The organism is Streptomyces bauhiniae (assembly GCF_004784475.1).
Classification (GTDB): domain Bacteria; phylum Actinomycetota; class Actinomycetes; order Streptomycetales; family Streptomycetaceae; genus Streptomyces; species Streptomyces seoulensis.
In genome coordinates this window covers 79,495-104,041 of record NZ_SRRT01000007.1, presented here as the reverse complement: position 1 = coordinate 104,041, position 24,547 = coordinate 79,495, and the positions used below count along the sequence as shown (strand labels likewise).

Annotated in this window: 22 protein-coding genes and 1 riboswitch; of the genes, 18 read left to right on the top strand and 4 right to left on the bottom strand. The window is 71.9% G+C overall.

The genetic code is table 11. From position 1 onward, the window contains the following. Positions 1–2: 2 nt before the first annotated feature. Complete coding sequence (locus tag E5083_RS23145) at positions 3–596, bottom strand: TetR/AcrR family transcriptional regulator (protein ID WP_135787627.1); 594 nt, start codon at positions 594–596, stop codon at positions 3–5. A 114-nt stretch (positions 597–710) separates the two neighbouring features. On the opposite strand from E5083_RS23145, the gene E5083_RS23140 reads away from it, so the two are divergent. Beyond that, the gene (locus E5083_RS23140) at positions 711–1,595 is read left to right on the top strand and encodes an SCO6745 family protein (RefSeq protein ID WP_135787626.1); all 885 of its coding nucleotides are present in this window, start codon (positions 711–713) and stop codon (positions 1,593–1,595) included. A 154-nt stretch (positions 1,596–1,749) separates the two neighbouring features. Next, positions 1,750–2,466 carry an HNH endonuclease family protein gene (locus tag E5083_RS23135; RefSeq protein ID WP_425276745.1) on the top strand — a complete coding sequence of 239 codons (717 nt, stop codon included), beginning with the start codon at positions 1,750–1,752 and terminating at the stop codon, positions 2,464–2,466. A 61-nt stretch (positions 2,467–2,527) separates the two neighbouring features. Here E5083_RS23135 and E5083_RS23130 read toward each other — a convergent pair whose 3' ends face one another. Both E5083_RS23130 and E5083_RS23125 read right to left on the bottom strand, forming a co-directional pair. Continuing rightward, positions 2,528–3,244: a hypothetical protein gene (locus E5083_RS23130; protein ID WP_135787625.1), complete on the bottom strand. Its 717-nt coding sequence runs from the start codon at positions 3,242–3,244 to the stop codon at positions 2,528–2,530. 165 nt (positions 3,245–3,409) lie between these two features. Further along, complete coding sequence (locus E5083_RS23125) at positions 3,410–3,841, bottom strand: Rv1352/Rv1906c domain-containing protein (protein ID WP_135787624.1); 432 nt, start codon at positions 3,839–3,841, stop codon at positions 3,410–3,412. Between the two features lie 197 nt (positions 3,842–4,038). Here E5083_RS23125 and E5083_RS23120 point away from each other — a divergent pair, with 197 nt between their 5' ends. From E5083_RS23120 to E5083_RS23110, 3 genes are all read left to right on the top strand, one after another. Then, positions 4,039–6,177 (top strand): N-6 DNA methylase, encoded by a 2,139-nt coding sequence (locus E5083_RS23120; RefSeq protein ID WP_135787623.1) that lies wholly within the window; start codon positions 4,039–4,041, stop codon positions 6,175–6,177. 96 nt (positions 6,178–6,273) lie between these two features. Beyond that, complete coding sequence (locus E5083_RS23115; protein WP_135787622.1) at positions 6,274–6,876, top strand: hypothetical protein; 603 nt, start codon at positions 6,274–6,276, stop codon at positions 6,874–6,876. Positions 6,877–6,914: 38 nt separating this feature from the next. Continuing rightward, complete coding sequence (locus E5083_RS23110; RefSeq protein WP_279632518.1) at positions 6,915–8,405, top strand: serine/threonine-protein kinase; 1,491 nt, start codon at positions 6,915–6,917, stop codon at positions 8,403–8,405. A 5-nt stretch (positions 8,406–8,410) separates the two neighbouring features. Here E5083_RS23110 and E5083_RS23105 read toward each other — a convergent pair whose 3' ends face one another. After that, the gene (locus E5083_RS23105; protein ID WP_135787620.1) at positions 8,411–8,854 is read right to left on the bottom strand and encodes a hypothetical protein; all 444 of its coding nucleotides are present in this window, start codon (positions 8,852–8,854) and stop codon (positions 8,411–8,413) included. 133 nt (positions 8,855–8,987) lie between these two features. Here E5083_RS23105 and E5083_RS23100 point away from each other — a divergent pair, with 133 nt between their 5' ends. The 13 genes from E5083_RS23100 (at position 8,988) to E5083_RS23040 (ending at position 24,491) form a co-directional block, all read left to right on the top strand. Further along, a complete protein-coding gene (locus E5083_RS23100) occupies positions 8,988–9,944 on the top strand; it encodes a hypothetical protein (RefSeq protein WP_135787619.1) in 957 nt (318 codons plus the stop codon). Positions 9,945–9,969: 25 nt separating this feature from the next. Further along, on the top strand, positions 9,970–11,691 hold the full coding sequence (locus E5083_RS23095) for a M16 family metallopeptidase (RefSeq protein WP_135787618.1): 1,722 nt from the start codon (positions 9,970–9,972) through the stop codon (positions 11,689–11,691). A gap of 143 nt (positions 11,692–11,834) precedes the next feature. Then, the gene (locus tag E5083_RS23090; protein WP_167513608.1) at positions 11,835–12,473 is read left to right on the top strand and encodes a SurA N-terminal domain-containing protein; all 639 of its coding nucleotides are present in this window, start codon (positions 11,835–11,837) and stop codon (positions 12,471–12,473) included. A gap of 138 nt (positions 12,474–12,611) precedes the next feature. Beyond that, positions 12,612–13,607 (top strand): nucleoside triphosphate pyrophosphohydrolase, encoded by a 996-nt coding sequence (locus E5083_RS23085; RefSeq protein ID WP_135787616.1) that lies wholly within the window; start codon positions 12,612–12,614, stop codon positions 13,605–13,607. A 118-nt stretch (positions 13,608–13,725) separates the two neighbouring features. Continuing rightward, positions 13,726–15,093: a cytochrome P450 family protein gene (locus tag E5083_RS23080; RefSeq protein ID WP_244317632.1), complete on the top strand. Its 1,368-nt coding sequence runs from the start codon at positions 13,726–13,728 to the stop codon at positions 15,091–15,093. Positions 15,094–15,216: 123 nt separating this feature from the next. After that, a complete protein-coding gene (locus tag E5083_RS23075) occupies positions 15,217–16,242 on the top strand; it encodes a LysM peptidoglycan-binding domain-containing protein (protein ID WP_135787615.1) in 1,026 nt (341 codons plus the stop codon). Positions 16,243–16,444: 202 nt separating this feature from the next. Then, positions 16,445–16,623, top strand: a riboswitch (cyclic di-AMP (ydaO/yuaA leader). 4 nt (positions 16,624–16,627) lie between these two features. After that, positions 16,628–17,338 carry a LysM peptidoglycan-binding domain-containing protein gene (locus E5083_RS23070; protein ID WP_135787614.1) on the top strand — a complete coding sequence of 237 codons (711 nt, stop codon included), beginning with the start codon at positions 16,628–16,630 and terminating at the stop codon, positions 17,336–17,338. Between the two features lie 312 nt (positions 17,339–17,650). Beyond that, positions 17,651–18,931: a phosphopyruvate hydratase gene (eno, locus tag E5083_RS23065; RefSeq protein ID WP_135787613.1), complete on the top strand. Its 1,281-nt coding sequence runs from the start codon at positions 17,651–17,653 to the stop codon at positions 18,929–18,931. Positions 18,932–19,095: 164 nt separating this feature from the next. After that, a complete protein-coding gene (locus tag E5083_RS23060) occupies positions 19,096–19,572 on the top strand; it encodes an FtsB family cell division protein (RefSeq protein WP_135787612.1) in 477 nt (158 codons plus the stop codon). Between the two features lie 46 nt (positions 19,573–19,618). After that, on the top strand, positions 19,619–20,188 hold the full coding sequence (locus E5083_RS23055) for a DUF501 domain-containing protein (RefSeq protein ID WP_135787611.1): 570 nt from the start codon (positions 19,619–19,621) through the stop codon (positions 20,186–20,188). Next, positions 20,185–21,126, top strand: coding sequence for a Ppx/GppA phosphatase family protein (locus tag E5083_RS23050; protein ID WP_135787610.1), 942 nt, complete (start codon positions 20,185–20,187; stop codon positions 21,124–21,126). The genes E5083_RS23055 and E5083_RS23050 overlap by 4 nt, the downstream gene beginning before the upstream one ends. Before the next feature lie 475 nt (positions 21,127–21,601). Then, positions 21,602–22,987 (top strand): NAD(P)/FAD-dependent oxidoreductase, encoded by a 1,386-nt coding sequence (locus E5083_RS23045; RefSeq protein ID WP_135787609.1) that lies wholly within the window; start codon positions 21,602–21,604, stop codon positions 22,985–22,987. A gap of 208 nt (positions 22,988–23,195) precedes the next feature. Continuing rightward, on the top strand, positions 23,196–24,491 hold the full coding sequence (locus tag E5083_RS23040; RefSeq protein ID WP_135787608.1) for a class I SAM-dependent methyltransferase: 1,296 nt from the start codon (positions 23,196–23,198) through the stop codon (positions 24,489–24,491). The last annotated feature ends 56 nt before the right edge of the window (positions 24,492–24,547 follow it).

The following is a 24,547-nucleotide window of genomic DNA, read 5'->3' as shown; positions in this document are numbered from 1 at the left end:
CGTCAGTCGGCGGCCGAGTGGAACAGCATCGCGGTGAGTGCGCGGAACGTGTCCTCCGGGTCCTCCTTTCCCAACTGGTTGTCGAGGTTGTGGCCGAGGAGCAGCGTCGCGTAGCCGTGGGCCAGCGACCAGGCGGCCACCCCGGCCAGCCGGGCGTCGGGGCCCCGGTCGCCGGGATCGACGGCGGTGACGGCCTGGGCCAGGGCGTCACCGGCCAGGGCGCGGGCGGTGGTCAGCTCCAGGTCCTCGGCGCGCAGCAGCTCGGGGCCGAACATCACCTGGAAGTGCGCGGGGTGTTCGCGGGCGAAGCGGACGTACCGCACACCGGCCTCGCGCAGGCCGGGAGCCTCCCGGAGGGCGTCCGCGAGCAGGCCGAACCCCTCGGCGGCTATCGCGGTGAGCAGTCCGGTGCGGTCCTTGAAATGGTGCGCGGGCGCCGCGTGCGAGACCCCGGCGCGGCGGGCGAGGTCGCGCAGGCTCAGCGCACCGGGTCCTTCGGCGGCGATGACGTCGAGCGCGGCGGACAGCACGGCCCGCCGCAGATCGCCGTGGTGGTACGTCCGCCGGTCCGCGGACGTGGAGTTCGAGGGGCTCATGGAATCAGCATACGCGGAATCTAGTCATTGACAAGTTCCTTTTGCTCCGGCAATCTAGTCAGTGTCAAGTCGAGGGCGACCGGCCGACGGTCGCATCCGGGGGAGGAGACCGGCATGTCCGAGAAGACACTGGAGACGGTGGAGACGGCCCGCGTACGCCAGCTCTGGCACCTGCTGGAGCCGTTCCACGCTCTGCTCTATTTCGCACCCGAGGTGGAAGAGGAGATGGCCGCGCTCGGGTACGGCACCGAGGACCGCTGGCCCACGTATTTCCCTCTGCGCGCGGCCCCGTTGGGAGAGGTCGGTGCCGAGCGTGTGGCCTCCGCCTTCTACAGCTTCAGCCCGCGCATGGTGGCTCGGCACATGAAGGGGACGTGGGGCATCGCCGGCCCCCGGGAAGTCCTGGCGGCCCGCCTGCGCGGCATCGACCGCGCCTACCGGGCCATACTCGGAGACGGTGTCGAGGGGCCCGGCCTGGCCGAGGCCGCCGCCCTGGCCCGCCGCGCGGCCGAGTCGGCCGGCACCGAGGGCCGTCCCCTCGCGGCGGCCAACGCCGAACTCCCTTGGCCCGAAGCCCCGCACCTCCAGTTGTGGCACGCGGCCACGATCCTGCGGGAACACCGGGGCGACGGCCACCTGGCCGCCCTGCTCGTCGCCGGACTCGATCCCGTCGAATCCCTGGTGTCCTTCGCGGCGATAGGCGCCGCGTCCGTGGAACGCTTCGAAAGCCGGGGCTGGAGCCGCGAGGAATGGGCGGCCGCCCGCCAACGCCTCGCGGAGCGCGGCCTGGTGGAGCCGGACGGTACGGCCACACAGGAGGGCCGCGCCCTGCGCCGCCGCGTCGAGGAGCACACCGACCGCCTGGCCGCCGCCCCGTGGCAGTCCCTCGGCCGGACGGATGCCGACCGCCTGGGCGACCTCCTCGGCGACCACTGGGTCGCGGTCCTCTCCTCCGGCCTGCTGCCCTCCGAATCGACCCTGGGAATAGGCAAGGTCTGAGCAAGGCGCACGAACCGGCAGTCATCCAAGGCCCCCAATAACCCTGTACGCCCCTTCTGTTCCTATCCACCAAGCACGGCGCGGCCGTTACGGTGGAGGGCGGATCTCTCCGCCCGCGTCCGCGGACGGACCAGGGCGAACGAGGGGGACGCACGTGAAGCGTCTGTGGGGCGGGGCGGTCACCGCCATGGCCGTGATGACCGCCGTGACGGGCTGCAAGGCCGAGGAGGTCAACGGCTCTTCCGGCGCGGAGCCGACGGGCGCCAAGGGTGCCGCCCTGACCGCCGTCGACTCACTGGACGTCAAGGGCCGTGCGCCGAAGACCGGTTACTCCCGTGAGCGCTTCGGCAGCGCCTGGGCCGACACCGACTCCAACTCCTGCGACACCCGTGACGACATCCTCAAGCGCGACCTGAAGGAGGTGAAGTTCAGCGGAGGCAAGTGCAAGGTCACCTTCGGCGTACTGGAGCCCGACCCCTACTCCGGCAAGACGGTCACCTACCGGCGCGGCCGCAGCCTCGTCGACATCGACCATGTCGTCGCCCTCTCGGACGCCTGGCAGAAGGGCGCCAAGTACTGGGACAGCAGCAAGCGCATAGCCCTCGCCAACGACCCCCTGAACCTCATCGCGGTCGACGCGAGCACCAACCGGGGCAAGGGCGACGGCGACACCGCGAGCTGGGTCCCCCCGGAGAAGAAGTACCGCTGCACCTACGTCGCCGCCCAGGTCGCCGTGAAGAAGAAGTACGACCTCTGGGTGACCTCGGCCGAGAAGTCCGCGATGAAGAAGATCCTCACCTCCTGCCCCGCCCAGAAGCTCCCCACGGGCGGCAACCCCACCAACGCCCCGTCCCGCTTCCGGGCCCGCTGAGCCTGCTGACTGGCGGCTGCCCGGCGGGCCAGTCCACGGCCGGTCAGTCCTCGGGGCCGGCTCAGCCCTTCGCGCCGGCGGCCTTCAGCGAGTCCACGAGGTGCCCCGCCAGCTTGGCCGCGTTGGCGGCGCCGTTGTCCTTGCCGGCCGTGGAGGTCACGGTGACCACGGCGTTGCCCACGCGGGCGGCCACCAGGGTCGTGCCGTTCTCCCAGTGTCCGCTGGTCATCGTCATGGTGTAGGCGTCATCACCGAGCCCGGAGGTGGTGCTGCCGGACAGCTTCACCTTCGAGTGGTCGTTGAGGTCCGTGAACGTGGCGCAGGCTCCGGCGGCCGCCCGTATCTGCCGCATCACCGTTTCGCCCGTCGTGCCCTGGAACACGTCGAGCTCCTGGACCATCTCCTCGGTCTCGTCCTTGTTGGCGTACTCGCCCTGCGCGAACGACACGCCTCCCTTGAACCCGGAGACGTCCAGCCAGGTCGTGTTCTCGAACTTGGTGCAGTCCGGCTTGGCGGTGTCCCGGCCGGCCGGGGACGCGAACTCGTCACCGCTGTCCGAGAAGCCGTCGGGGACCACGCTCAGGTTGGACGGGAACACCGACGCCGGCGCCAGCGCCTTCTTGAGCTGCGTACCCGTCATCAGACCGGCGTTCAGGTTCTTCGCCTGCGGCTTCCCGGCCGACGCGCCGGAGTCGGACGAACTGGGCGAGCAGGCGGCCAGGGCCAGCGGAAGCGCGGCGACGGCGATGACCTGGACGAAACGGGCCGGAATGCGCATGAGAGTTCCTACTGAAGAGTCGTGAAAGGAGAGAGGAGCGAGGAGAGGGAGGAGAGAGGAGATGTGAAGAGAAGTGAGGTGCGCGGTCCGGGCGTGAGTGCGCCGGACGGCGAAGGAGCGCCGCGAACGAAAGCTTGCCAAGGAGGAGTTGGTGCCCGACGCAGGTCAGCCGGTCCTCTTCCACCCGCCGCAGCCGGTCGACCTGAAGTAGGCGTCCGTAGCGCGGATGGTGACGACAGCGGTGCCGGCCGTGTGTCCGTTGGCGATGACCGAGCGCAAGCGATGCTTGGCGTCCCTGACGCGCTCCCAGCGGCAGGTGCGGTGGGCGTTGCCGGTGGACCGGTAAGTACCCGGCGCGATGTCCGTACCGACCCGGAAGTCACCGTCACCGGACAGCACGCCGTTCGTCGCACCCAACTCGGCGCCCCCTGAGCCCCCGTCACCGCCCGGCGCCTGACCGGACCCGCTCCCGGCGCTGGTGGACGCCTCCCCGCCCGAGCCCCCGGCGCCGAGGTCCCCCCCGTTGCCGGTGTTCGCGGAGAGGGCGCCGATGACGACGAGTCCGGTAGCTGCGTTGAGCGCGATCCTGCCCATCATGCCCACGGCGCGTCCCTCCCTGATGCCTGCGGCCAACCCCCTCCAGCGGGCCGCTCGTTCGCTGGGTCAATAAGAACAGAGCTTGTGAACCGAGTCAACACGGTTCACAAGAAGTGGGGAGTGCACAGGTGTGAATTCAAGAGTTGTGTAAGCGTCGGTATGCTCGGTGCACACATGGGACGAGGGGAGCGGGGCCGGTGCAGGACAACGCGACAGAGGTGACCGCGGCCGGGATCGCGCGGCTCGCCGGGGTGGGCCGGGCCGCCGTCAGCAACTGGCGCCGTCGGCACCCCGACTTCCCCAAGCCGGTCGGCGGTACCGAGACCAGCCCCTCCTTCGCGCTCGCCGAGGTCGAGGCGTGGCTGCGTGATCAGGGGAAACTCGCCGAGGTGCCGTTGCGGGAGCGGGTCTGGCAGCAGCTCACCGGTCACCCCGAGGGGCCGGCCGTGGCTCTGGTGCATGTGGGCTGTGTCCTGCTGCTCGTCCAGGAACGGCCCACCGTCTGGCTCGACATCGAAGCCGGTTCCGACGAGCGGCTCGCCGCGAAGCTGCCCGGTGTGCTCGAGGCGGTGATGGCGGCGCGGTTCGGTTGTCAGCCTGTGAACGCTTCGGGCCCCGTAAACACGTCAGGCTCTGTGAACACCTCAGGGCTTGTGAACCCCTCAGGCTCTGTGAACACCGCGACGCCGGTTCACACGCCCTCCGGGCCGCAGCTCCTCCCCTCCGCCCCCCTTCTCCGCGGCGCCGTCGAACTCGCCGGGGAGCTGGGAGCGCGGCAGACGTTCGAGTTCCTGCTGGGCCGGTATCTGGACGCGCACTCACGCCAGTACACGCCCACCCCCGTCGAGCTGGCCGGGCTCATGGCGGAGCTGGCAGGCCCCGCCCTCACCGTTCTCGACCCGGCCTGCGGCACCGGCGCCCTGCTGCGGGCCGTCGAAGCCCGTCCCGACCAGACGCTGTACGCCCAGGACAGCGCCCCCGACCTCGTCGCGCTCACCGCGCTGCGACTCGCGCTGCACACTCGCGCGGCTGTGCGCGGTGCCGTGGGGGACACCTTGCGCGCGGAGGCGTACCCGGAGCTGCGGGCGGACGCCGTCCTGTGCCACCCGCCGTTCAACGAGCGCAACTGGGGGCACGACGAGCTGGCCTACGACGCCCGTTGGGAGTACGGCTTCCCGGCGCGCAACGAGTCCGAGCTGGCCTGGGTGCAGCACGCGCTGGCCCGGTTGGCCGACGGTGGCACCGCGGTGCTGCTCATGCCGCCGGCCGCGGCCTCCCGGCGTTCCGGGCGCCGTATCCGCGCGGACCTGTTGCGCCGGGGCGCGCTCAGGGCGGTGCTCGCGTTGCCGGTCGGGGCGGCCCCGCCGTACAACCTGCCGCTTCACCTCTGGGTGCTGCGCCGTCCCGACCGGACGCCGGTGGCACCGGAGGTGCTGCTCGTGGACACCGGGGCGTTCGCCGGCGAGGCGCGCGGCGGGCCGGACTGGCATGCGGTGCGGGACGCGGCGCTCGGCACCTGGCGCGCCTTCGCGCGGGACGGGAAGCTCGCGGAGCGGGCCGGTCTCGCGCGTTCCGTGCCGGTCATCGAACTCCTCGACGACGACGTGGACCTCGCCCCCGCCCGTCACCTCCCGCCCCCCGCCGCGGCCGACGGGGTGGAGCAGCTCGCCGCCGTCCGGGACGACCTGGCGGCCACCCTCCGCCTCACCACCGATCTCACCCCGCCCCCCGCCGTCCCGGCCCCGCCCACCCGCTGGCCGCTCACCACCATCGGTGAACTCGCCCGAGGCGGCGCCCTGTTGCTGCGCACCGGCGCCATGCCAGGCACCCCGGGCAGCACCGCGACCACCGCCCACGCGCGCGTACCCGTCCTCACCGACCACGACGTGCTCGCCGGATCACCCCCCTCCGGCACGCTCCCGGAGAGCGACGAGGAGGCCGTGCTGACCGAGCCCGGCGACGTCGTCGTCCCGGTGCTCGGCGGCGGTTCGGTCGCCCGGGTGGTGGACGCGGCCACGGCGGGCGCCGCGCTCGGCCGCAACCTCGTCCTGCTGCGCCCGGACGCAGGCGCGCTCGACGCGTGGTTCCTCGCCGGGTTCCTGCGCGGCACCGCCAACAACCGCCAGGCCAGCAGCTACGCCTCCACCGCCACCCGTCTCGACGTGCGCCGCCTGCAACTGCCCCGCCTCCCGCTGGACGAACAGCGCCGCTACGGCGCCCGGTTCCGGGCCCTGGACGAGTTCGAGCAGGCGCTGCGCCAAGCGGGCAGGCTGGGGGAGCAGTTGCTGCGCGGCATGTACGACGGGCTCACGGACGGCACGGTCGAGCCGCACTGAGCGGAACCCCGTACAACGGTTATGCACAACCCGTAACGCCCTGTCGGTGTCGGCCTATACGCTCGAACCCTGATACCGAACCGTCCAGGAGCAGTCATGCACGGCCAAGGCGCGCAGCCGCCCGCCCGCAGCGCGGGTACGGGCGTCCTCCTTCGTGTGCTGCTGACCGCGTGCGCGCTGCTGTCCTGCGGGCTGTTCGCGTGCGTGCCGCTGTTCCGGGTGGCGTACCTGCGCGGGCGCAGCTCCGACTGGCTGCTGGCCTGGGCGGGCCTGGCGCTGGGCGTCGGCGGCTTCGCCGTGGTCGGCTCCCTGCCGGAGAACGACCCGATGAGCGACGTCGCGCTCGCCCTGATCCTGATGCTCGCCATCGCGGCGGCCGTCCACTTCCTGGTCGTGGACATGCGACTCCAGAACCAACAGGGCGACATGCCCGCGGGCTACGCGCCGCCTTCCGCCCAGACGGTTCCCTCGGCCTACGGCTACCCGAACACGCCCTACCCGGCGGCGCAGACCCCGACGCCGCCGCCGTACATACCGACCCCGCAGCCGCCGCACACCCCCGCGCCCCACACCGTCCCGCCCCAGCCCTCCGCGCCGCCCCGCCCCGCGCCCGCCCGTATCGACCAGGTGCGTGCCGAGCTGGACGAGCTGAGCGACTACCTGCGCCGGCAGGACGGCAAGCCCGAGGGCGGACGGTGAGCGTGACGCAGGGACGCGTCGTCGCCGACCGGTACGAGCTGTCCACGCTGATCGGGCAGGGTGGCATGGGCCAGGTCTGGACGGCGTACGACCGTCGGCTGGACCGGCGGGTCGCGGTGAAGCTGCTCCGCCCGGACAAGGTGGCCGGTCTCGAGGCGGACGAGCTGCGCCGCAGGTTCCTGCGCGAGTGCCGGGTCACCGCGCAGGTGGACCACCCCGGTCTGGTCACCGTGCACGACGCGGGCAGTGAGGGCGACGAGCTGTTCCTCGTCATGCAGTACGTGGACGGCGCCGACCTCTCCGACCACCTCGCGGAGCACGACCCGTACCCGTGGCCGTGGACGGTCGCGGTGGCCGCGCAGTTGTGCGCCGTGCTGAGCGCGGTGCACGCGGTGCCGATCGTGCACCGGGACCTCAAGCCGCGCAATGTGATGGTGAAGCAGGACGGCACCGTCACCGTGCTCGACCTGGGCGTGGCGTCCGTCATGGACACCGACACCACCCGCCTCACGCACACCGGTTCACCGATCGGCTCGCCCGCCTACATGGCGCCGGAGCAGGCGATGGGCGGCGCGGTCGGCCCGTACACCGACCTGTACGCGCTGGGCGTGCTGATGCACGAACTGCTCAGCGGGGACGTGCCGTTCACCGGCTCCACCGCGCTCGGCGTACTGCACCGGCATCTGTACGAGCCCCCGCTCCCGGTGCGCCGCCTGCGCCCCGAGGTGCCGCCCGCGCTGGAGGCGCTGGTGCTGCGGCTGCTCGCCAAGGACCCGCAGGCGCGCCCGGCTTCCGCGCAGGAGGTGTACGAGCAGCTCGCGCCGCTGCTGCCCGCGCGGGGCACGCCCACCGGCGCGCCGCTCGACCCCACACGTCCCTTCCTGCGCCCGCACGCCCCCTGGCCGGACCGCGCCCGCACCCCCGCGCCGCAGCCGGCACCGGTCGCCCCGGCGCCCCCGGTGGACGAGAAGCCCGATGTGGCGGCCGCCGTGGACGAGGTCAAGCGGCTGCTGGGGGAGGGGCGCATCACCCGGGCCGTGGACATCCTCGGCGCGATCCTGCCCACCGCGGCCGAACAGCACGGCGAGCACTCGCCGGTGGTCCGCACCCTGCGCAAGCAGTACGCGGCCACGCTGCTCGACGACGGCCAGTACCGGCGTGCCCTGCCCGAGCTGCGCCGCCTCGCCGACGAACGCGCCGCCGAGGCGGGCCAGGCCGACCAGCAGTCCCTGCGCTTCCGTTACGAGGCCGCGCAGTGCCTGGAGCAACTGGGCGAACCGGCCGCCGCACTGGCGGAGTACCGCGCGCTGCTCCCGTACTACGAGAACCGGTACGCCTTCGACGACCCCGGCCTCGCCCACGACGTCCGCCGCCGCATCGGTCATCTGCTGCTCGCCCTCGGCGACCGCCCGGCCGCGCACGACACGCTGGCGCGGCTGCTGATGGACGTGGAGCGGACGCACGGCCCCGGACATCCGACGGCGATGGAGATCCGGCGGACCCTGCAATGGCTGGGCCAGGTGCGCTGAAGCGCTCAGCGCGTCACCGGCAGCGCCGCGACGAAGCGCGGCCCGTCCGACTTGTGCTGGACCGGGAACGTCACCTTCAGCCCGTGCTCCTCACCGGCCAGCGAGAGGACCGTGGCGAACTGCAGCCCCAGGAACACCTTCCTGGAGTTGCCCGCCGAGAGGTACGGGCGGGGCAGGTTCAGCACCAGCCGGCCCGGCTTGCGGCCCTGGTTGCCGTCGAAGAAGAGCAGGCGCTGGTCGGTGAGCACCAGGTAGAGCGGGCGGGGCGTGACCGTGGCCATCACCGTGCCGGCGCTCAGCACGCCGACCATCGCCGCGGTGAGCGCCTGCCTGCGCACCGACACCGAGCCGACCCCGGCCAGCGAGGTGAACTCCACCCGCTCACCCTGGAGGAGCAAGGGGGCGGTGGCTTCGAGCAGTTGCCGGTTGCGGCGGGCATTGAGGGACATTTTCGGACTCCGGGGAAGCGCTGCTGGGAAAAGGGCTCCAAGGAGACTCACGCCGGGCGGCGATGGTTGTACGGAAGTTCCGGAAGGCGCCCCGTGCGAGGGGTTGTCACTGGTCTCACCTAGTATCCGCCGCATGTCGTTCGCTTCCGGATCTGCCCTGCCGCCACCCGACTTCGAGGTAGCGTCCGCCTTCCCCGAGGTCGCCTGGCTCCGGCAGGCCGCCGCCGCGGGCGACCTGGAGGCGCTGTGGCGGTACTTCCACGGGCTGCCGCACGGCACCGACCGGGCGTTCCCCGTCCGGATCGTCAGCGAGGTGGACGGTGTCGAACACGCCCTGCGCGCGCGGGTCGAGGCGGTTCCCGACGACGTACTCGGCCTGACGCTGCTCGGTGCCCGGGAGGTCGAGATCGGCTGGGCGGTACGCACGGCGTTCCGCGCGGAGCACGTCAGCCGGGAGCAGTTCGCCGCCTTCCACGGGCATCTGCGGACCGCCGAGCAGTACCTCATACGCGCCACCGCCCTCGACCCGTCCGCCGACGCGGCCTGGGCGGCCCGGCTCAACACCGCACGGGGCCTGCAGCTCGGCCAGAACGAGGCCCGGCGCCGCTACCGGCAGTTGGCCAAGCACCACCCGCACCACTTCACCGGCCAGGCCCGGCTGCTCCAGCAACTGTGTCCCAAGTGGAGCGGCACCTGGGAGGACGCCCACGGCTTCGCCCGCGAGTGCATGCTCGCCGCCCCCGAAGGCGCCCTGAACGGCGGCCTGGTGGCGGAGGCCCACCTCGAACACTGGCTGGAACTCGACGCCGGCCAGGAGCGCACCGCCTACCTGCGCCAGCCCCACGTCCACGCCGAACTCGTGGAGAGCGCCGGGCGCTCGGTGGCCCACCCCGACTTCGCGCGCGGCTACGGCTGGGTCGGCGTGGAGGGCACGTACGCCGCCCTGTTCTCCCTGATGGGGGACACCGTCCGCGCCGCCCACCACTTCCGCGCCCTCGGCAACCTGGCGTCCGAATTCCCCTGGAGCTACCTCGGGAAGCCCGCCGAGGCGTACGTCAAGCACCGCGACGCGGCGCTCGCCCGAGGATGACCACCATGCCGAACAGAGGCCGAGGATGAACCCGCACGCAGCCGTCCACCACACCCGGGTCGACGGCATACCCACGCTCTTCGTCCAGGCGGCCGGGCCGATGCGCGCCGGGCTCGTCTTCCGGGTCGGGATCGCCGACGAGACCCTCGGCCGGGCGGGGCTCACCCATCTGATCGAGCACCTCGCGCTGTACCGCCAGGGCGTCGCGGACTACCACTACAACGGCGCGACCAAGGCCGCGTTCACCCACTTCCACGTGGAGGGCGCCGAGCACGAGATCGCCGCCTACCTCACCGGTGTCTGCGCCTCCCTCACCGACCTGCCCATGGACCGGCTGGAGACGGAGAAGGAGATCCTGCGCACCGAGGAGTCCCGCCGCGACTCGGGCCTGCTCCCCCTGTGGCGGTACGGCGCCCAGGGGTACGGGCTGGTCAGCTACCCGGAGTGGGGGGTGCGCAACGCGAGCGCGCAGGACGTGTGGCAGTGGGCGCAGAGCTGGTTCACCGCGGACAACGCCGTGCTCTGGATCGCCGGTGAGCACATCCCGGCCGGCCTCTCCCTCAAGCTCCCCGCGGGCGACCGGCGTCCGATGCCCGCGGTGACCTCGGCCCTCCCCACCACCCCGGCGTACTTCTCGGACGGCACCGGCGGGGTCCTGCTGGACGCCGTGGTCGCCGACACCACCGCCGCCTGGCTGTACTCGGGCGTCTTGGAGCGCGAACTGACCCGCGCCCTGCGGCAGGAGGGCGGTTACTCGTACACCGCCGCGAGCGATTTCACCTCCCGCCGGGACGGCCACGCCCTGGTGACCGCGTTCGCGGACAGCCTGCCCGCCAAGCAGGACGCGGTACTCGGCGGCTTCGTCGACGTGCTCGCCGGGTTCCAGGCGGGCCGGATCGCCCAGGCCGACCTCGACGCGGTGCGCGGCCGGGCCGACGGCGCTCTGGCCGCCCCCGACACGGCGGCCCGCAGGCTGCCCGGCCTCGCGGAGGACCTGCTCGCCGGGCGCCCGCTGCGCACCGCCGACGAACTGCGCGCCGAGCTGCGCGCGGTCACCCCCGCCGACCTGCACCAGGTGGCCCTGGAGGCGGCGGGCACCGCCCTGCTCCAGGTGCCCGGCGGCCACAGCGCCGACTGGGCCGGGTACACCGCCGCCCCCGTCGACTCCCCCTACGCGGTCACCGGACGGTGCTTCCCCGCGCGGGACGGCGACGACACGGCACTGGTCATGGGCGCCGACGGTGTCAGCCTGACCGGGCGGACGGCGAACGGCTCCGAGCGCGCCGTCACCGTCCACTACCGCGCCTGCGCCGCCGTGCTGAGCTGGCCCGACGGCGGCCGGCGACTGGTCGGCACGGATGGTCTGACCGTCGAGGTGGAGCCGGGCCTGTACGGCATCGACGCCCACACGATGGCCGCCCTGGACGCCGCCGTGCCGCCGCATGCGGTGGTCCACCTGCCGCCCCGCCAGCAGCCGCAACCGGCGGCCCGGCGCCCGGAGCCGGTGGCCACGGCAAGCGGGGCCGCGCCCGCCCGGCGCACCTGGGGGCAGCGGATCGGCATCTTCCTGCTGCTGTCGCTCACCGCGCTGCTCGCCTTCGTGGCCCTGGCCTGGACGGTCGGGGGAGCGGGCGATCCGGAGACCGGCGCGGGCGAGTACACGATCCTCACCTGTGTCCTGTGGGCCGCGGTGGCGGGCGTGGGCTGGCCGGCCGTGAGCATGCTGCGGCGGCCGCGCACGGGGTGAGCGCCCCCGGCAGAGTGACGCGGCGGTGCCCGAACTCGTGGTGAATCGTTGGTCCAATGGGTTGGCCGGAGCAGTACGGCTGCCTAACATCGATCACCGCAAGACTTTGTGCACCGTCGCACAATCTCCTCAGGAGGTTCCCCTTGCTCCGCCGCCGTCGCACCACGCTGGTCCTCACCGCCGCGATCGCCGCCGCGGCCCCGCTCCTGACCGCCTGCGGCAGCGACGCGCATCCGGGCGCCGCGGCCGTCGTCGGCGGGCAGCGGATCTCCGTGTCGCAGTTGGAGAGCCGGGTGAACGAGGTACGGGCGGCGCAGCGGGCCGAGGTGACCGACCAGGCCCAGTACCAGCAGGTCCTCGCCTCCACCGGCAGCCTCACCCGCGACACCCTGCACAACATGGTCCTGGACCAGGTACTGCACCGCGCCGCGCGCGACCAGGGCGTCACGGTCACCCGCAAGGAGATCCAGCGGATGCACGCCGACCTGGAGAAGCAGGCGGGCGGCGAAAAGCAGCTCCAGTCCGCCTGGCTCCAGAAGTACGGCATCGCCCCCGAGCGCCTCGACGACAACCTCGGCCTCCAGATCGAGGCGCAGAAGCTCGCCGCCAAGCTCGGCACCGACACCAGCCAGCCCCCGTTCTGGGACGCCCTGTCCAAGGCGTCCAAGGAACTCCACATCGACGTGAACCCCCGCTACGGCGCCTGGGACGTGGCCAAGAGCAGCCGGGTCGACGCCCGTACACCCTGGCTGCGGGACGCCTCGGCGGCGCAGAGCGCCTGAGCGCGGTACGCCCGGCGCGGGGCGGGTGACCTGCTGATTCCCGGCCCCGCACGGTGTGTCGGTCATACGATCACAGGACTCCTCCACCCCTGTGGATAACCCGGCCCGTCCTTCCGCGTCCTGGGTTACGTTCGGATCGTGAACGCAAACAGCTCCGCCTCCGCCCCTGGCCGCATCGTCCTGCTCACCACCAGCCACCGCGTCGCCCCCGGCCTGCTGTCCTGGCCCGCCTGGCAGGCGCTGCGCTCCGCCGACGCCGTGCTGTGCGCGGACGGCGCCCATCCGCAGGTGCCGTATCTGCGCGAGGCCGGGATAGCGGTGACGGAGGCGTCGCCGACCGCCGAGGAACTGGTCGACGCCTGCGCGGGCGACCGCACGGTGGTTGTCGTCGCCACCGGTGAGGGAGAGCCCGCCCTCACCGACGGCCTCGCCCGGCTCGCCGGGTCCGGCCGGGTGCAGATGCCCGAACTGGAGCTGCTCCCCGCCTCCTACGACCTGCCCGGCGCCCGCCTCCTCGACCTCGTCCAGGTCATGGACCGCATCCGCGCCGAGTGCCCCTGGTCCTCCCGGCAGACCCATGAGGGCCTGGCCAAGTACGGCATCGAGGAGGCGTACGAACTGGTCGAGGCCATCGAGGCGGGCGACCGCGAGGAGCTGCGGGAGGAGCTGGGCGATGTGCTGCTCCAGGTCGTCTTCCACTCCCGCATCGCCGAGGAGGACGCGGACGCGCCCTTCTCCATCGACGACGTCGCCGGGGGCATCGTCACCAAGCTGATCCACCGTCACCCGCATGTCTTCGGTGAGGAGGAGGCCGAGACCCCCGAGGACGTCAAGGCGCACTGGCTGCGCACCAAGGCCGAGGAGAAGCAGCGCAGTTCCGTCACCGAAGGCGTCCCCCTCGGCCAGCCCGGCCTCGCCCTCGCCGCCAAGCTCGCCTCCCGTGTCCGCACCGCCGGCCTGGACGTGCCCCTGCCCCAGGGCGACGGCATCGGATACGAACTGCTCGACCTGGCCGCCCGCGCCGAGCAGGCGGGCGTCGACCCGGAAGCGGCCCTGAGAGCGGCTGCCCGCACCTACCGGGACGCGATACGCACCGCCGAGGGCGTGACCGCCCCGGACCACGACACCGAGTAGCCCGGCCGGGCGGGCCCACACCGGCGCGGGCCCCCCACCGGCACAGAGCCGGCCCCAGCAGACCCAGCAGAAAGGAGCCGACCCGCCCCCACCCCGGCCCGCCGGATACCGTCGGGGAGTGACCCAGCCGCACCAGCCCACTCCCGACGACCCCACCCCCGGAGCCCCCGCCGAGGACACCGCCGAGGCCCCCGCCCAGGGACCCGCCCCGGACCTCTTCACCTGGGAGTTCGCCGCCGACCCCTACCCCGCCTACGCCTGGCTCCGGGAGCACGCTCCCGTGCGCTGGACCAAGCTGCCCAGTGGGGTGGACGCCTGGCTGGTCACCCGGTACGCCGATGCCAAGCAGGCCCTGGCCGACCAGCGGCTCAGCAAGAACCCGGCGCACCACGCCGAGACCGCGCAGGCCAAGGGCAAGACCGGTATCCCCGGTGAGCGCAAGGCCGACCTGATGACCCACCTGCTGAACATCGACCCGCCGGACCACACCCGGCTGCGCCGGCTGGTCAGCAAGGCGTTCACCCCGCGCCGGGTCGCCGAGTTCGCGGGCCGGGTGCAGGAGCTGACGGACGACCTCATCGACCGGTTCGCCGAGAAGGGTTCGGCCGACCTCATCCACGAGTTCGCCTTCCCGCTCCCCATCTACGCCATCTGCGACCTGCTCGGCGTCCCGCGAGAGGACCAGGACGACTTCCGGGACTGGGCCGGGATGATGATCCGGCACGGCGGCGGGCCCAGGGGCGGGGTGGCGCGTTCGGTGAAGAAGATGCGGGGCTATCTCGCGGACCTCATCCACCGCAAGCGCCAGGCGCTCCCCGCCGAGCCCGCGCCCGGCGAGGACCTCATCTCGGCGCTCATCCGGGCCTCCGACCACGGTGAGCACCTCACCGAGAACGAGGCCGCCGCCATGGCCTTCATCCTGCTGTTCGCGGGCTTCGAGACCACCGTCAACCTCATCGGCAACGGCACCTACGCGCTGCTCACCCACCCCGAGGAGCGCCATCGGCTCCAACTCTCGCTGGCGGCGGGGGAGACCGGCCTGCTCCAGACCGGAGTGGAGGAACTGCTGCGCTACGACGGGCCGGTGGAGCTGGCGACCTGGCGTTATGCCACCGAGCCGCTCACCATTGGCGGCCAGGACATCGCGGCCGGCGACCCGGTGCTGGTGGTCCTCGCGGCGGCGGACCGCGACCCGGAGCGGTTCGCCGACCCGGACCTGCTGGATCTCGGACGCCGCGACAACCAGCACCTGGGATACGGACACGGCATCCACTACTGCGTGGGCGCGCCGCTCGCCCGGCTGGAGGGACAGACCGCGCTGGCCACCCTGCTCACCCGGCTGCCGGACCTCGCCCTGGGGGCCGATCCGGCCGAACTCCGCTGGCGCGGCGGGCTGATCATGCGTGGACTGCGCACACTGCCGGTGGAGTTCACACCGGTCGGTCCCAGTCGTGAAAGCACACATGACGGACGTTCAACTATGTGATCTTCATGTGATCTCTGCGGCATGAACTTGTGACAAGTGTTCGTCTGACGCTACGTTCACCCATCAGTGTGGCGCCGAGTACCACTCGCCACGCCGTACCGCTGTCGCACGAAAGGCAACCGCATGCTCTCCGGGAACGGTAGGCACCGTCGCCCCCGCCAGGCTCCGGCGCTCCTCGTCGCGGCCGGCGTGACCACGTCCGCCATCGCCATCCCGCTCCTCGGGGCGGCGAGCGCCAACGCGGCCGACGGCACCACCTGGGACAAGGTCGCCGAGTGCGAGAGCGGAGGCTCCTGGAGCGCCGACACCGGCAACGGTTACTACGGCGGCCTCCAGATATCCCAGGACGACTGGGACAAGTACGGCGGCACGCAGTACGCGGCCAGCGCCGACCAGGCCAGCCGTTCGCAGCAGATCTCGGTGGCCGAGAAGATCCTGGCCGACCAGGGCACCACCCACTGGGCCACCTGCGCCCTGCTCGCCGGGCTCACCTCCAACTCCGGCTCGGTGGACGTCGACACGGGCGTGAGCGAGTCCCCGTCCGCCGACCAGGGCGGCTCGGACAAGGACGCCGGCAAGTCGAGCGAGGCCCCCGACGCGGGCGCTTCGTCCGATGGGTCCGGCTCGTCCGGACTGGGTAATTCCTCCCCGTCGTCCGACTCGTCCGACTCCTCTGCCAAGGAGACCGGCAAGCCGTCCCCGAGCGCGAGCGAGAAGGACACCGCCGGCGACTCCGAGAAGGACACCGGCGCCTCCCGCTCCGACGCGTCCGCGCCCCCGGCCGCCGGTCACGGCTACCAGGACGGCGGTTCGCCCTCCAGCGCCCCCGCGACGGAGGACGACGAGTCGTGGGAGGACGGCGGCTCCTGGAGCCTCGTCGACACCGGCGACCTCGGCGGCGGCCGTCACCGCGGCGGCAGTGCCGAGGAGAGCGTGACGGAAGGTCAGCACACGGCCGGCACGGGCCGCCACGCCACCACCTCTCCGGGCACCTACACCGTCCGCGACGGTGACACCCTCGGCTCCATCGCCGACTCCCTTGACGTGGACGGCGGCTGGGAGGCCCTCTACTCCGCGAACAAGCAGGCCATCGGCGCGAACCCGAACCATGTCGACCCGGGTCAGACCCTCAAACTGCCGGGCGAATAGGGCGAACGGGCGTCACACAGCGGCATTTGACGCCCCGCTATCTTCTTATATGTCCTATTTGGCGAAAGTGTGGGATGACTCTCAGAAGACCTGATCGTCTTTGAATTTCGCCGCGCGGCATGTCTACGGTCGGGACCGCTCGTCACCACGAGCCCCCGTGGCCGCAACGCCGAATCCTGCCAGCGGCCGTCGGGGACAACCGTCGCGTCAAGCGCCGTAGGCAGGAGCGGGGGACCCAAGGTAGGTGCCCGGACCGGTGTCTGACACCGGGACGGGCTTGGGGTGGAGCCACGCCTTCCAGCAGTACCGGGGAGGGGTGGCCGGGCAACTCAACCGGCCCGAACCCGACAGCTCACCTCGCAGGCGTCGGTGAGGGGATCGATCCATGCTGTTCTCCAGCAAGGGCAAGCACCGTCGCCCGTCCAAGACCGTCCGTGTCCTCGCGCTCGCCGGTGTCGCCGGTGCGGCCGTCGCGGGCCCGGTGATGGCGTCGGGCAGCGCCTCCGCCGCCACCGGTTCCGAGTGGGACGCCGTCGCCCAGTGCGAGTCGGGCGGCAACTGGTCCATCAACACCGGCAACGGGTACTACGGCGGGCTCCAGTTCTCCGCCTCCACCTGGGCCGCGTACGGCGGCACGCAGTACGCCGCCACCGCCGACAAGGCGAGCAAGGAACAGCAGATCACCGTCGCCGAGAAGGTGCTCTCCGCCCAGGGCAAGGGCGCCTGGCCGGTCTGCGGCACGGGCCTGTCCAGCACGCCGTACAGCGGTTCGGCCGCCCCGGCGAGCCCGGCTCCCTCCACGGACAGCAAGACGGAGGACAAGGCCGCGGCCGACACCTCCGACCGCACCTCTGACGACCAGGCCGCCTCCCGCTCCACCGAGCGTCCGGACGCGAGCAAGACCGTCACCACGCCGACCGGCGGCAAGGTCAAGAAGGGCGACGGCGAGTACAAGGTCGTCAAGGGCGACACGCTCAGCTCCATCGCCGCCAAGCACAAGGTCCAGGGCGGCTGGAAGAAGCTGTTCGACCTGAACAAGGACATCGTCGAGAAGGCCGACTTCATCTTCCCCGGCCAGATGCTGCACCTGAAGTAACCGCGACCCGCTCGGCGGCCCGGCCCCCGAACCGTCCGGTCCCCGAGCTTCCGGTCCCCTGACGGACCCCCCGCCCCGGTGCGCGTTCCCCCCGCGCGCCGGGGCGGTGCGCGTTCCCCACCCCGCCCGGAACCTTTGCCCAGAACCCTTTGTTCCGGACGGGAACAATGGGTACCGTCTCCCTGTCCCACCCCGTCCACGAGGCGGTCGGTCGAGTGCCGACGCCCCTGGGACGGTTAGGCTCTAGACGCAAGGCATGCCATCCGGCGCACGCCCCGCACTCATCGCGTCACATCCATGAAGGAGATGCTCGTGCCGTCCATCGACGTCGTCGTAGCCCGGGAAATCCTGGACTCCCGAGGCAACCCCACGGTCGAGGTCGAGGTCGGCCTCGACGACGGCAGCACGGGTCGTGCCGCCGTCCCGTCCGGCGCCTCCACCGGTGCCTTCGAGGCCATCGAGCTGCGTGACGGTGACCCGAACCGCTACCAGGGCAAGGGTGTCGAGAAGGCCGTCCTCGCCGTCATCGAGCAGATCGGCCCGGAGCTGGTCGGCTACGACGCCACCGAGCAGCGCCTGATCGACCAGGCCATGTTCGACCTGGACGCCACCGACAACAAGGGCTCGCTGGGCGCCAACGCCATCCTCGGCGTCTCCCTCGCCGTCGCCCACGCCGCCTCCGAGGCCAGCGACCTGCCGCTCTTCCGCTACCTGGGCGGCCCCAACGCGCACCTGCTCCCGGTGCCGATGATGAACATCCTGAACGGCGGCTCGCACGCCGACTCCAACGTGGACATCCAGGAGTTCATGATCGCCCCGATCGGCGCGGAGTCCTTCTCCGAGGCCGTCCGCTGGGGCGCCGAGGTCTACCACACCCTCAAGAAGGTCCTGAAGAACAAGGGCCTCGCCACCGGTCTGGGCGACGAGGGCGGCTTCGCGCCGAACCTCGGCTCCAACCGTGAGGCCCTCGACCTCATCCTCGAGGCCATCAAGGAGGCCGGCTACACCCCCGGCGAGCAGATCGCCCTCGCGCTCGACGTCGCCGCGTCCGAGTTCTACAAGGACGGCAAGTACCTCTTCGAGGGCAAGGAGCGCTCCGCCGCCGAGATGACGGAGTACTACGAGGAGCTGGTGGCGGCCTACCCGCTGGTCTCCATCGAGGACCCGCTGTTCGAGGACGACTGGGCGGGCTGGAAGGCCCTCACCGACCGCATCGGCGACAAGGTGCAGATCGTCGGCGACGACCTGTTCGTCACCAACCCCGAGCGCCTCGCCCGCGGCATCGAGGAGGGCATCGCCAACGCCCTGCTGGTCAAGGTCAACCAGATCGGCTCGCTGACCGAGACCCTGGACGCCGTCGAGATGGCCCAGCGCAACGGCTACAAGTGCATGATGTCCCACCGCTCCGGCGAGACCGAGGACGTCACCATCGCCGACCTGGCCGTCGCCACCAACTGCGGCCAGATCAAGACCGGTGCCCCGGCCCGCTCCGAGCGCGTCGCCAAGTACAACCAGCTCCTGCGCATCGAGGAGATCCTCGACGACGCCGCGGTCTACGCCGGCCGCAGCGCCTTCCCGCGCTTCAAGGGCTGACCCCGGCGGGTCGGCACGAGCCGGCCCCCGCCCGTCGTACGTACGTCCCCGGACGCGGTCCCGTACCGTGTCCGGGGACGTACGCACGTGTGAGCCCAGAAGCACACGCACAGCGGCACACGCACAGCAGAAGACGCACAGGCACAGTGGAGGCGGAGAGCCAGATGGCCGCGAGGGACCGGGACCGTTTCTCCACCACGACCAGGCTGCGGCTGCTCGGCGAGCAGACGGCGGCCCGCGTCTACCGCTCCCAGGCCAAGCGGCAGGTCCGCCGCTCCCGCCTCACCGGCCGCGCCGCCCTGCTGGCCCTGGTGCTGTGCTCGATGATCGTGGCGCTCGCCTACCCGATGCGGCAGTACGTCTCCCAGCGCGCCGAGATCGCGGACCTGAGGCACCGCCAGGAGCAGGCCCGCGCCCGGGTGGAGCAGCTCCGGGACGTCAAGGCCCGCTGGCAGGACGACGCCTACGCCGAACAGCAGATCCGGCGCAGGCTGCACTATGTGATGCCCGGCGAGACCGGGTACGTCGTGATCGACCCCGGCGCCGCCCAGCAGTCCCGCAGCGACCGGGGCGCCGCCCACCGGCCCTGGTACGCCAACGTCTGGGACGGCGTCGACAGGTCCGACGCCTCCGACCAGTGACCGGCACCCGCCGGTGACCGAAGACAAGCCACTTACGGAAGCAGTCATGGAAACGCCCCCGCCCCACACCCCGCGCACCGAGCCCACCGAGGCGGACATCGCCGCCTTCGAGCTCCAGCTCGGCCGCCCGCCGCGCGGCCTGCGGGCCATCGCCCACCGCTGCCCCTGCGGCCAGCCGGACGTCGTGGAGACGGCGCCCCGGCTGCCCGACGGCACGCCCTTCCCGACGACGTACTACCTGACGTGCCCGCGCGCCAACTCGGCCATCGGCACGCTGGAGGCCAACGGCGTCATGAAGGAGATGACCGAGCGGCTGGGGACCGACCCGGAGCTGGCCGCGGCCTACCGGGCGGCGCACGAGGACTACATCCGGCGCCGGGACGAGATCGAGGTGCTGGCGGGCTTCCCCAGCGCGGGCGGCATGCCCGACCGGGTGAAGTGCCTGCACGTGCTGGTTGCCCACTCGCTGGCCGCCGGACCGGGCGTGAACCCGCTGGGCGACGAGGCCATCGCCATGCTGCCCGAGTGGTGGGCGAAGGGCCCGTGCGTGGTCCCCGGCGCCTGCGCGGCGGAACCCGACGAGACTGCCGAGTCCGGTGCGGAGGAGCAGCGATGACCCGTGTGGCCGCCGTGGACTGCGGCACCAACTCCATCCGCCTGCTGGTCGCGGACGCCGACCCCGAGACGGGTGAACTGACCGACCTGGACCGCCGGATGACGATCGTCCGGCTCGGCCAGGGCGTCGACCGCACCGGCCGCCTCGCCCCCGAGGCGCTGGAGCGCACCTTCGCCGCCTGCCGGGAGTACGCCGGGGTCATCCGCGAACTCGGCGCGACCAGGGTGCGGTTCGTCGCCACCTCCGCCTCGCGCGACGCCGAGAACCGGGACGAGTTCGTACGCGGGGTCGTGGACATCCTCGGCGTGGAGCCGGAGGTCATCACCGGCGACCAGGAGGCCGAGTTCTCCTTCACCGGCGCGACCCGGGAGCTGTCCGGCGGCGACCACCTGGAGAAGCCGTACCTGGTGGTGGACATCGGCGGCGGCTCCACGGAGTTCGTCGTGGGGGACGACCACGTGGGCGCCGCGCGGTCGGTGGACATCGGCTGCGTACGGCTGACCGAGCGGCATCTGGTGCACGACGGCAAGGTCACCGACCCGCCGGCGCACGAGCAGGTCGCCGCCATAAGGACGGACATCGCGGCCGCGCTGGACCTGGCCGCCGAGACCGTGCCGCTGGACGACGCGCGCACCCTGGTCGGCCTCGCGGGCTCGGTCACCACGGTGGCCGCCATCGCCCTGGAGCTGCCGGAGTACGACTCCGCCCGCATCCACCACTCCCGGATCTCGCGGGCCCGCGTCCGCCAGATCACCGAGTGGCTGCTCAGCTCCTCGCACGCCGAGCGCGCGGAGATCCCCTCCATGCACCCCGGCCGGGTCGACGTGATCGGCGCGGGCGCCCTCGTACTGCTCTCGATCATGGAGCGCACCGGTGCCGAGGAGGTCGTCGTCAGCGAGCACGACATCCTCGACGGCATCGCGTGGTCCATCGCCTGACTCCGCGCGGCCTTTCCGACACCCTTACTGGCACGGCTTGTTACTGTCCAGTAGTGTGCGGCTGAGCAGCCCGGACGACGTTTGAGCGCCCCCGCGAGGCGGCTGACACACCGCTTCGCGGGGCTCTCGGCACAACCTTCGTGAAGTTCTTCACAAGGAAATCGGCCCCGGTGGGGGACGCAAGGGTCCGCATTGCCCCGTTCGGGGTCCGGACGGCCCCTGGAGCATGATCACGACCGTATTGCGACGGGGTTTCGGCGGGGTGTCCGGAGCGCCCGGGAGGGGTGTCGCGGGAGGGGTCGCAGAGGTCGGAAAGCCAGCTCAAGCGGCATGGACAACGCACCCCGTTCACGTGGGGTTCCCCCTTGTGAACATGACCTGCGTCACGCGGGTGGCGGAGGATAACACACCCCCTCTCCAAGCTTGTGAAGGGGCGCACGAGCTACCCCCTCGGGGCGGGTGGATACTCGATGGCATGAGCACCACGGAGCGTCCCAGGATCCTCGTAGTAGGCGGTGGGTACGTAGGCCTGTACGCAGCTCGGCGCATCCTCAAGAAGATGCGCTTCGGAGAGGCGACCGTCACGGTCGTCGACCCCCGGTCGTACATGACCTACCAGCCCTTCCTCCCCGAAACCGCCGCCGGCAACATCTCCCCTCGCCACGTCGTCGTACCGCTGCGACGCGTGCTGCCGAAGGCGGAGGTCCTCACCGGCCGGGTCACCACCATCGACCAGGACCGCAAGGTCGCCACGATCGCCCCCCTCGTGGGCGAGGCGTACGAGCTGCCGTTCGACTACCTGGTCATCGCCATGGGCGCGGTCTCGCGCACCTTCCCGATCCCCGGCCTCGCCGAGCAGGGCATCGGTATGAAGGGCATCGAGGAGGCCATCGGCCTGCGCAACCACGTCCTGGAGCAGCTCGACAAGGCCGACTCCACGACCGACGAGGAGATCCGCCGCAAGGCGCTCACCTTCGTCTTCATCGGCGGTGGCTTCGCGGGCGCGGAGACCATCGGCGAGGTCGAGGACATGGCCCGCGACGCCGCCAAGTACTACAAGAACGTGTCCCGCGAGGACATGCGCTTCGTCCTGGTCGACGCCGCCGACAAGATCCTCCCCGAGGTCGGCCCCAAGCTCGGCCAGTACGGCAAGGAGCACCTGGAGAGCCGCGGTGTGGAGATCTACCTCTCCACCTCGATGGACTCCTGCGTCGACGGCCACGTCGTGCTGAAGAACGGCCTCGAGGTCGACTCCGACACGATCGTCTGGACCGCGGGCGTCAAGCCCAACCCGGCCCTCAGCCGCTTCGGCCTGCCCCTCGGCCCGCGCGGCCACGTCGACTGCCAGCCGACCCTCCAGGTCACCGGCACCGACTACATCTGGGCCGCGGGCGACAACGCCCAGGTGCCCGACCTCGTCGGCCGCAAGGCGGGCAACGAGAACGCCTGGTGCCCGCCGAACGCCCAGCACGCGCTGCGCCAGGCCAAGGTCCTCGGCGACAACGTGGTCTCCGGCATGCGGGGCTTCCCGCAGAAGGACTACGAGCACGCCAACAAGGGCGCCGTCGCGGGTCTCGGCCTGCACAAGGGCGTGGCGATGATCGTCATGGGCAAGATGAAGATCAAGCTCAAGGGCCGTCTCGCCTGGTACATGCACCGCGGTTACCACGGTCTGGCCATGCCGACCTTCAACCGCAAGATCCGCGTCTTCGCGGACTGGACCCTCGGCATGTTCCTCAAGCGCGAGGTCGTCGCCCTCGGCGCCATGGAGCACCCGCGCGAGGAGTTCTACGAGGCCGCCAAGCCCGCCCCGGTCGCCGCCGCCGCGCCGAAGACCGAGGAGAAGGCCAAGGCGAGCTGACCTCCGGTCAGTTCCCCTCACCCGCCTGACCCTCACCCTGCTCGACCCGAAGGACCTTCCGCCATCCGTGGTGCGGGAGGTCCTTCGGCGTTCCCGGCCGCGCCCCCTGTTTTGCCCTGTCGTAACCCCAATGCGGGACTGTGCCGGGTACGGCGCGGTGTTTACGTGGTAACGGACATCCGGGATCGTCGTCTTGGAGGTGTGCGTCATGGCCGACGCCGCGTCGCGCTTGGTGAGTGTTGCCGAACAACTGCTGGGAGCGCCCCTCCCGGTGCGGGTACGCGCCTGGGACGGCTCCCAGGCCGGGCCGCCGGGGGCTCCCGTGATCGTCGTACGGAACCGGCGCGCCCTGCGCCGCATGCTGTTCAAGCCGGGCGAACTGGGCATGGCCCGCGCCTGGGTGGCCGGCGACCTGGACATCGAGGGCGATCTGTACACCGCCCTCGGCGCCATGGCCGGCCTGCTCTGGGAGCACGACGACGAGGGGCGCGGCCGCTCCCTCGCCGACACGGTGCGTGACCCCGCCGCCCGGGCCGCCGTCCGCGACCTGATCCGGCTCGTCGGGCCACCGCTGCCGCCCGCCCCGCCGCGCGAGGAGGTCCGCAGGCGGCGCCATCTGCACACCCGCCGCACCGACAAGCGGGCCATCAGCCACCACTACGACGTGGGCAACGACTTCTACGCCCTCGTCCTCGGCCCGTCCATGGTGTACTCCTGCGCCTACTGGGAGGACGACTGCTCCCTGGAGACCGCCCAGCGCGACAAGCTGGAACTGGTCTGCCAAAAGCTCGGCCTGAAGCCCGGTCAGCGGCTGCTGGACGTGGGCTGCGGCTGGGGCTCGATGGCCGTGCACGCCGCCCGCGAGCACGGGGTCAGCGTCGTCGGCGTCACCCTCTCCCAGGAGCAGGCCGCCTTCGCCCGCAAGCGCGTCGCCGACGAGGGCCTCACCGACCGGGTCGAGATCCGCGTCCAGGACTACCGCGACGTCCGCGACGGCCCCTACGACGCGATCTCCTCCATCGGCATGGCCGAACACGTCGGCGCCGAACGCTACCTGGACTACGCACGCGACCTGTACGGCCTCCTGAAGCCCGGCGGACGCCTGCTCAACCACCAGATCGCCCGCCGCCCCCAGCAGGACGAGACGGCGTACGAGGTGGACGCCTTCATCGACTCCTACGTCTTCCCCGACGGCGAACTCGCCCCGCTGGGCACCACCGTCACCATGCTGGAGCGCGCCGGGTTCGAGGTACGGGACGTGGAGTCGCTGCGCGAGCACTACGCCCGCACCCTGCGCGCCTGGGTGGCCAACCTGGAGGGCGACTGGGCCCGCGCGACGCGGCTCGCCGGGTTCGGCCGCGCCCGCGTCTGGCGGCTGTACATGGCGGCCTCCGCGCTGGCCTTCGAGCGCAACCAGATCGGCGTCAACCAGGTCCTCGCCGTCCGCACCCCGGAGACCGGCACCTCGGGCCTCCCGGCGCGCACCCGCACCTGGAACACCTGACATACGACAGTGGGGCCCCGTTCCGAACCCGGAACGGGGCCCCACGACTGTGCCTG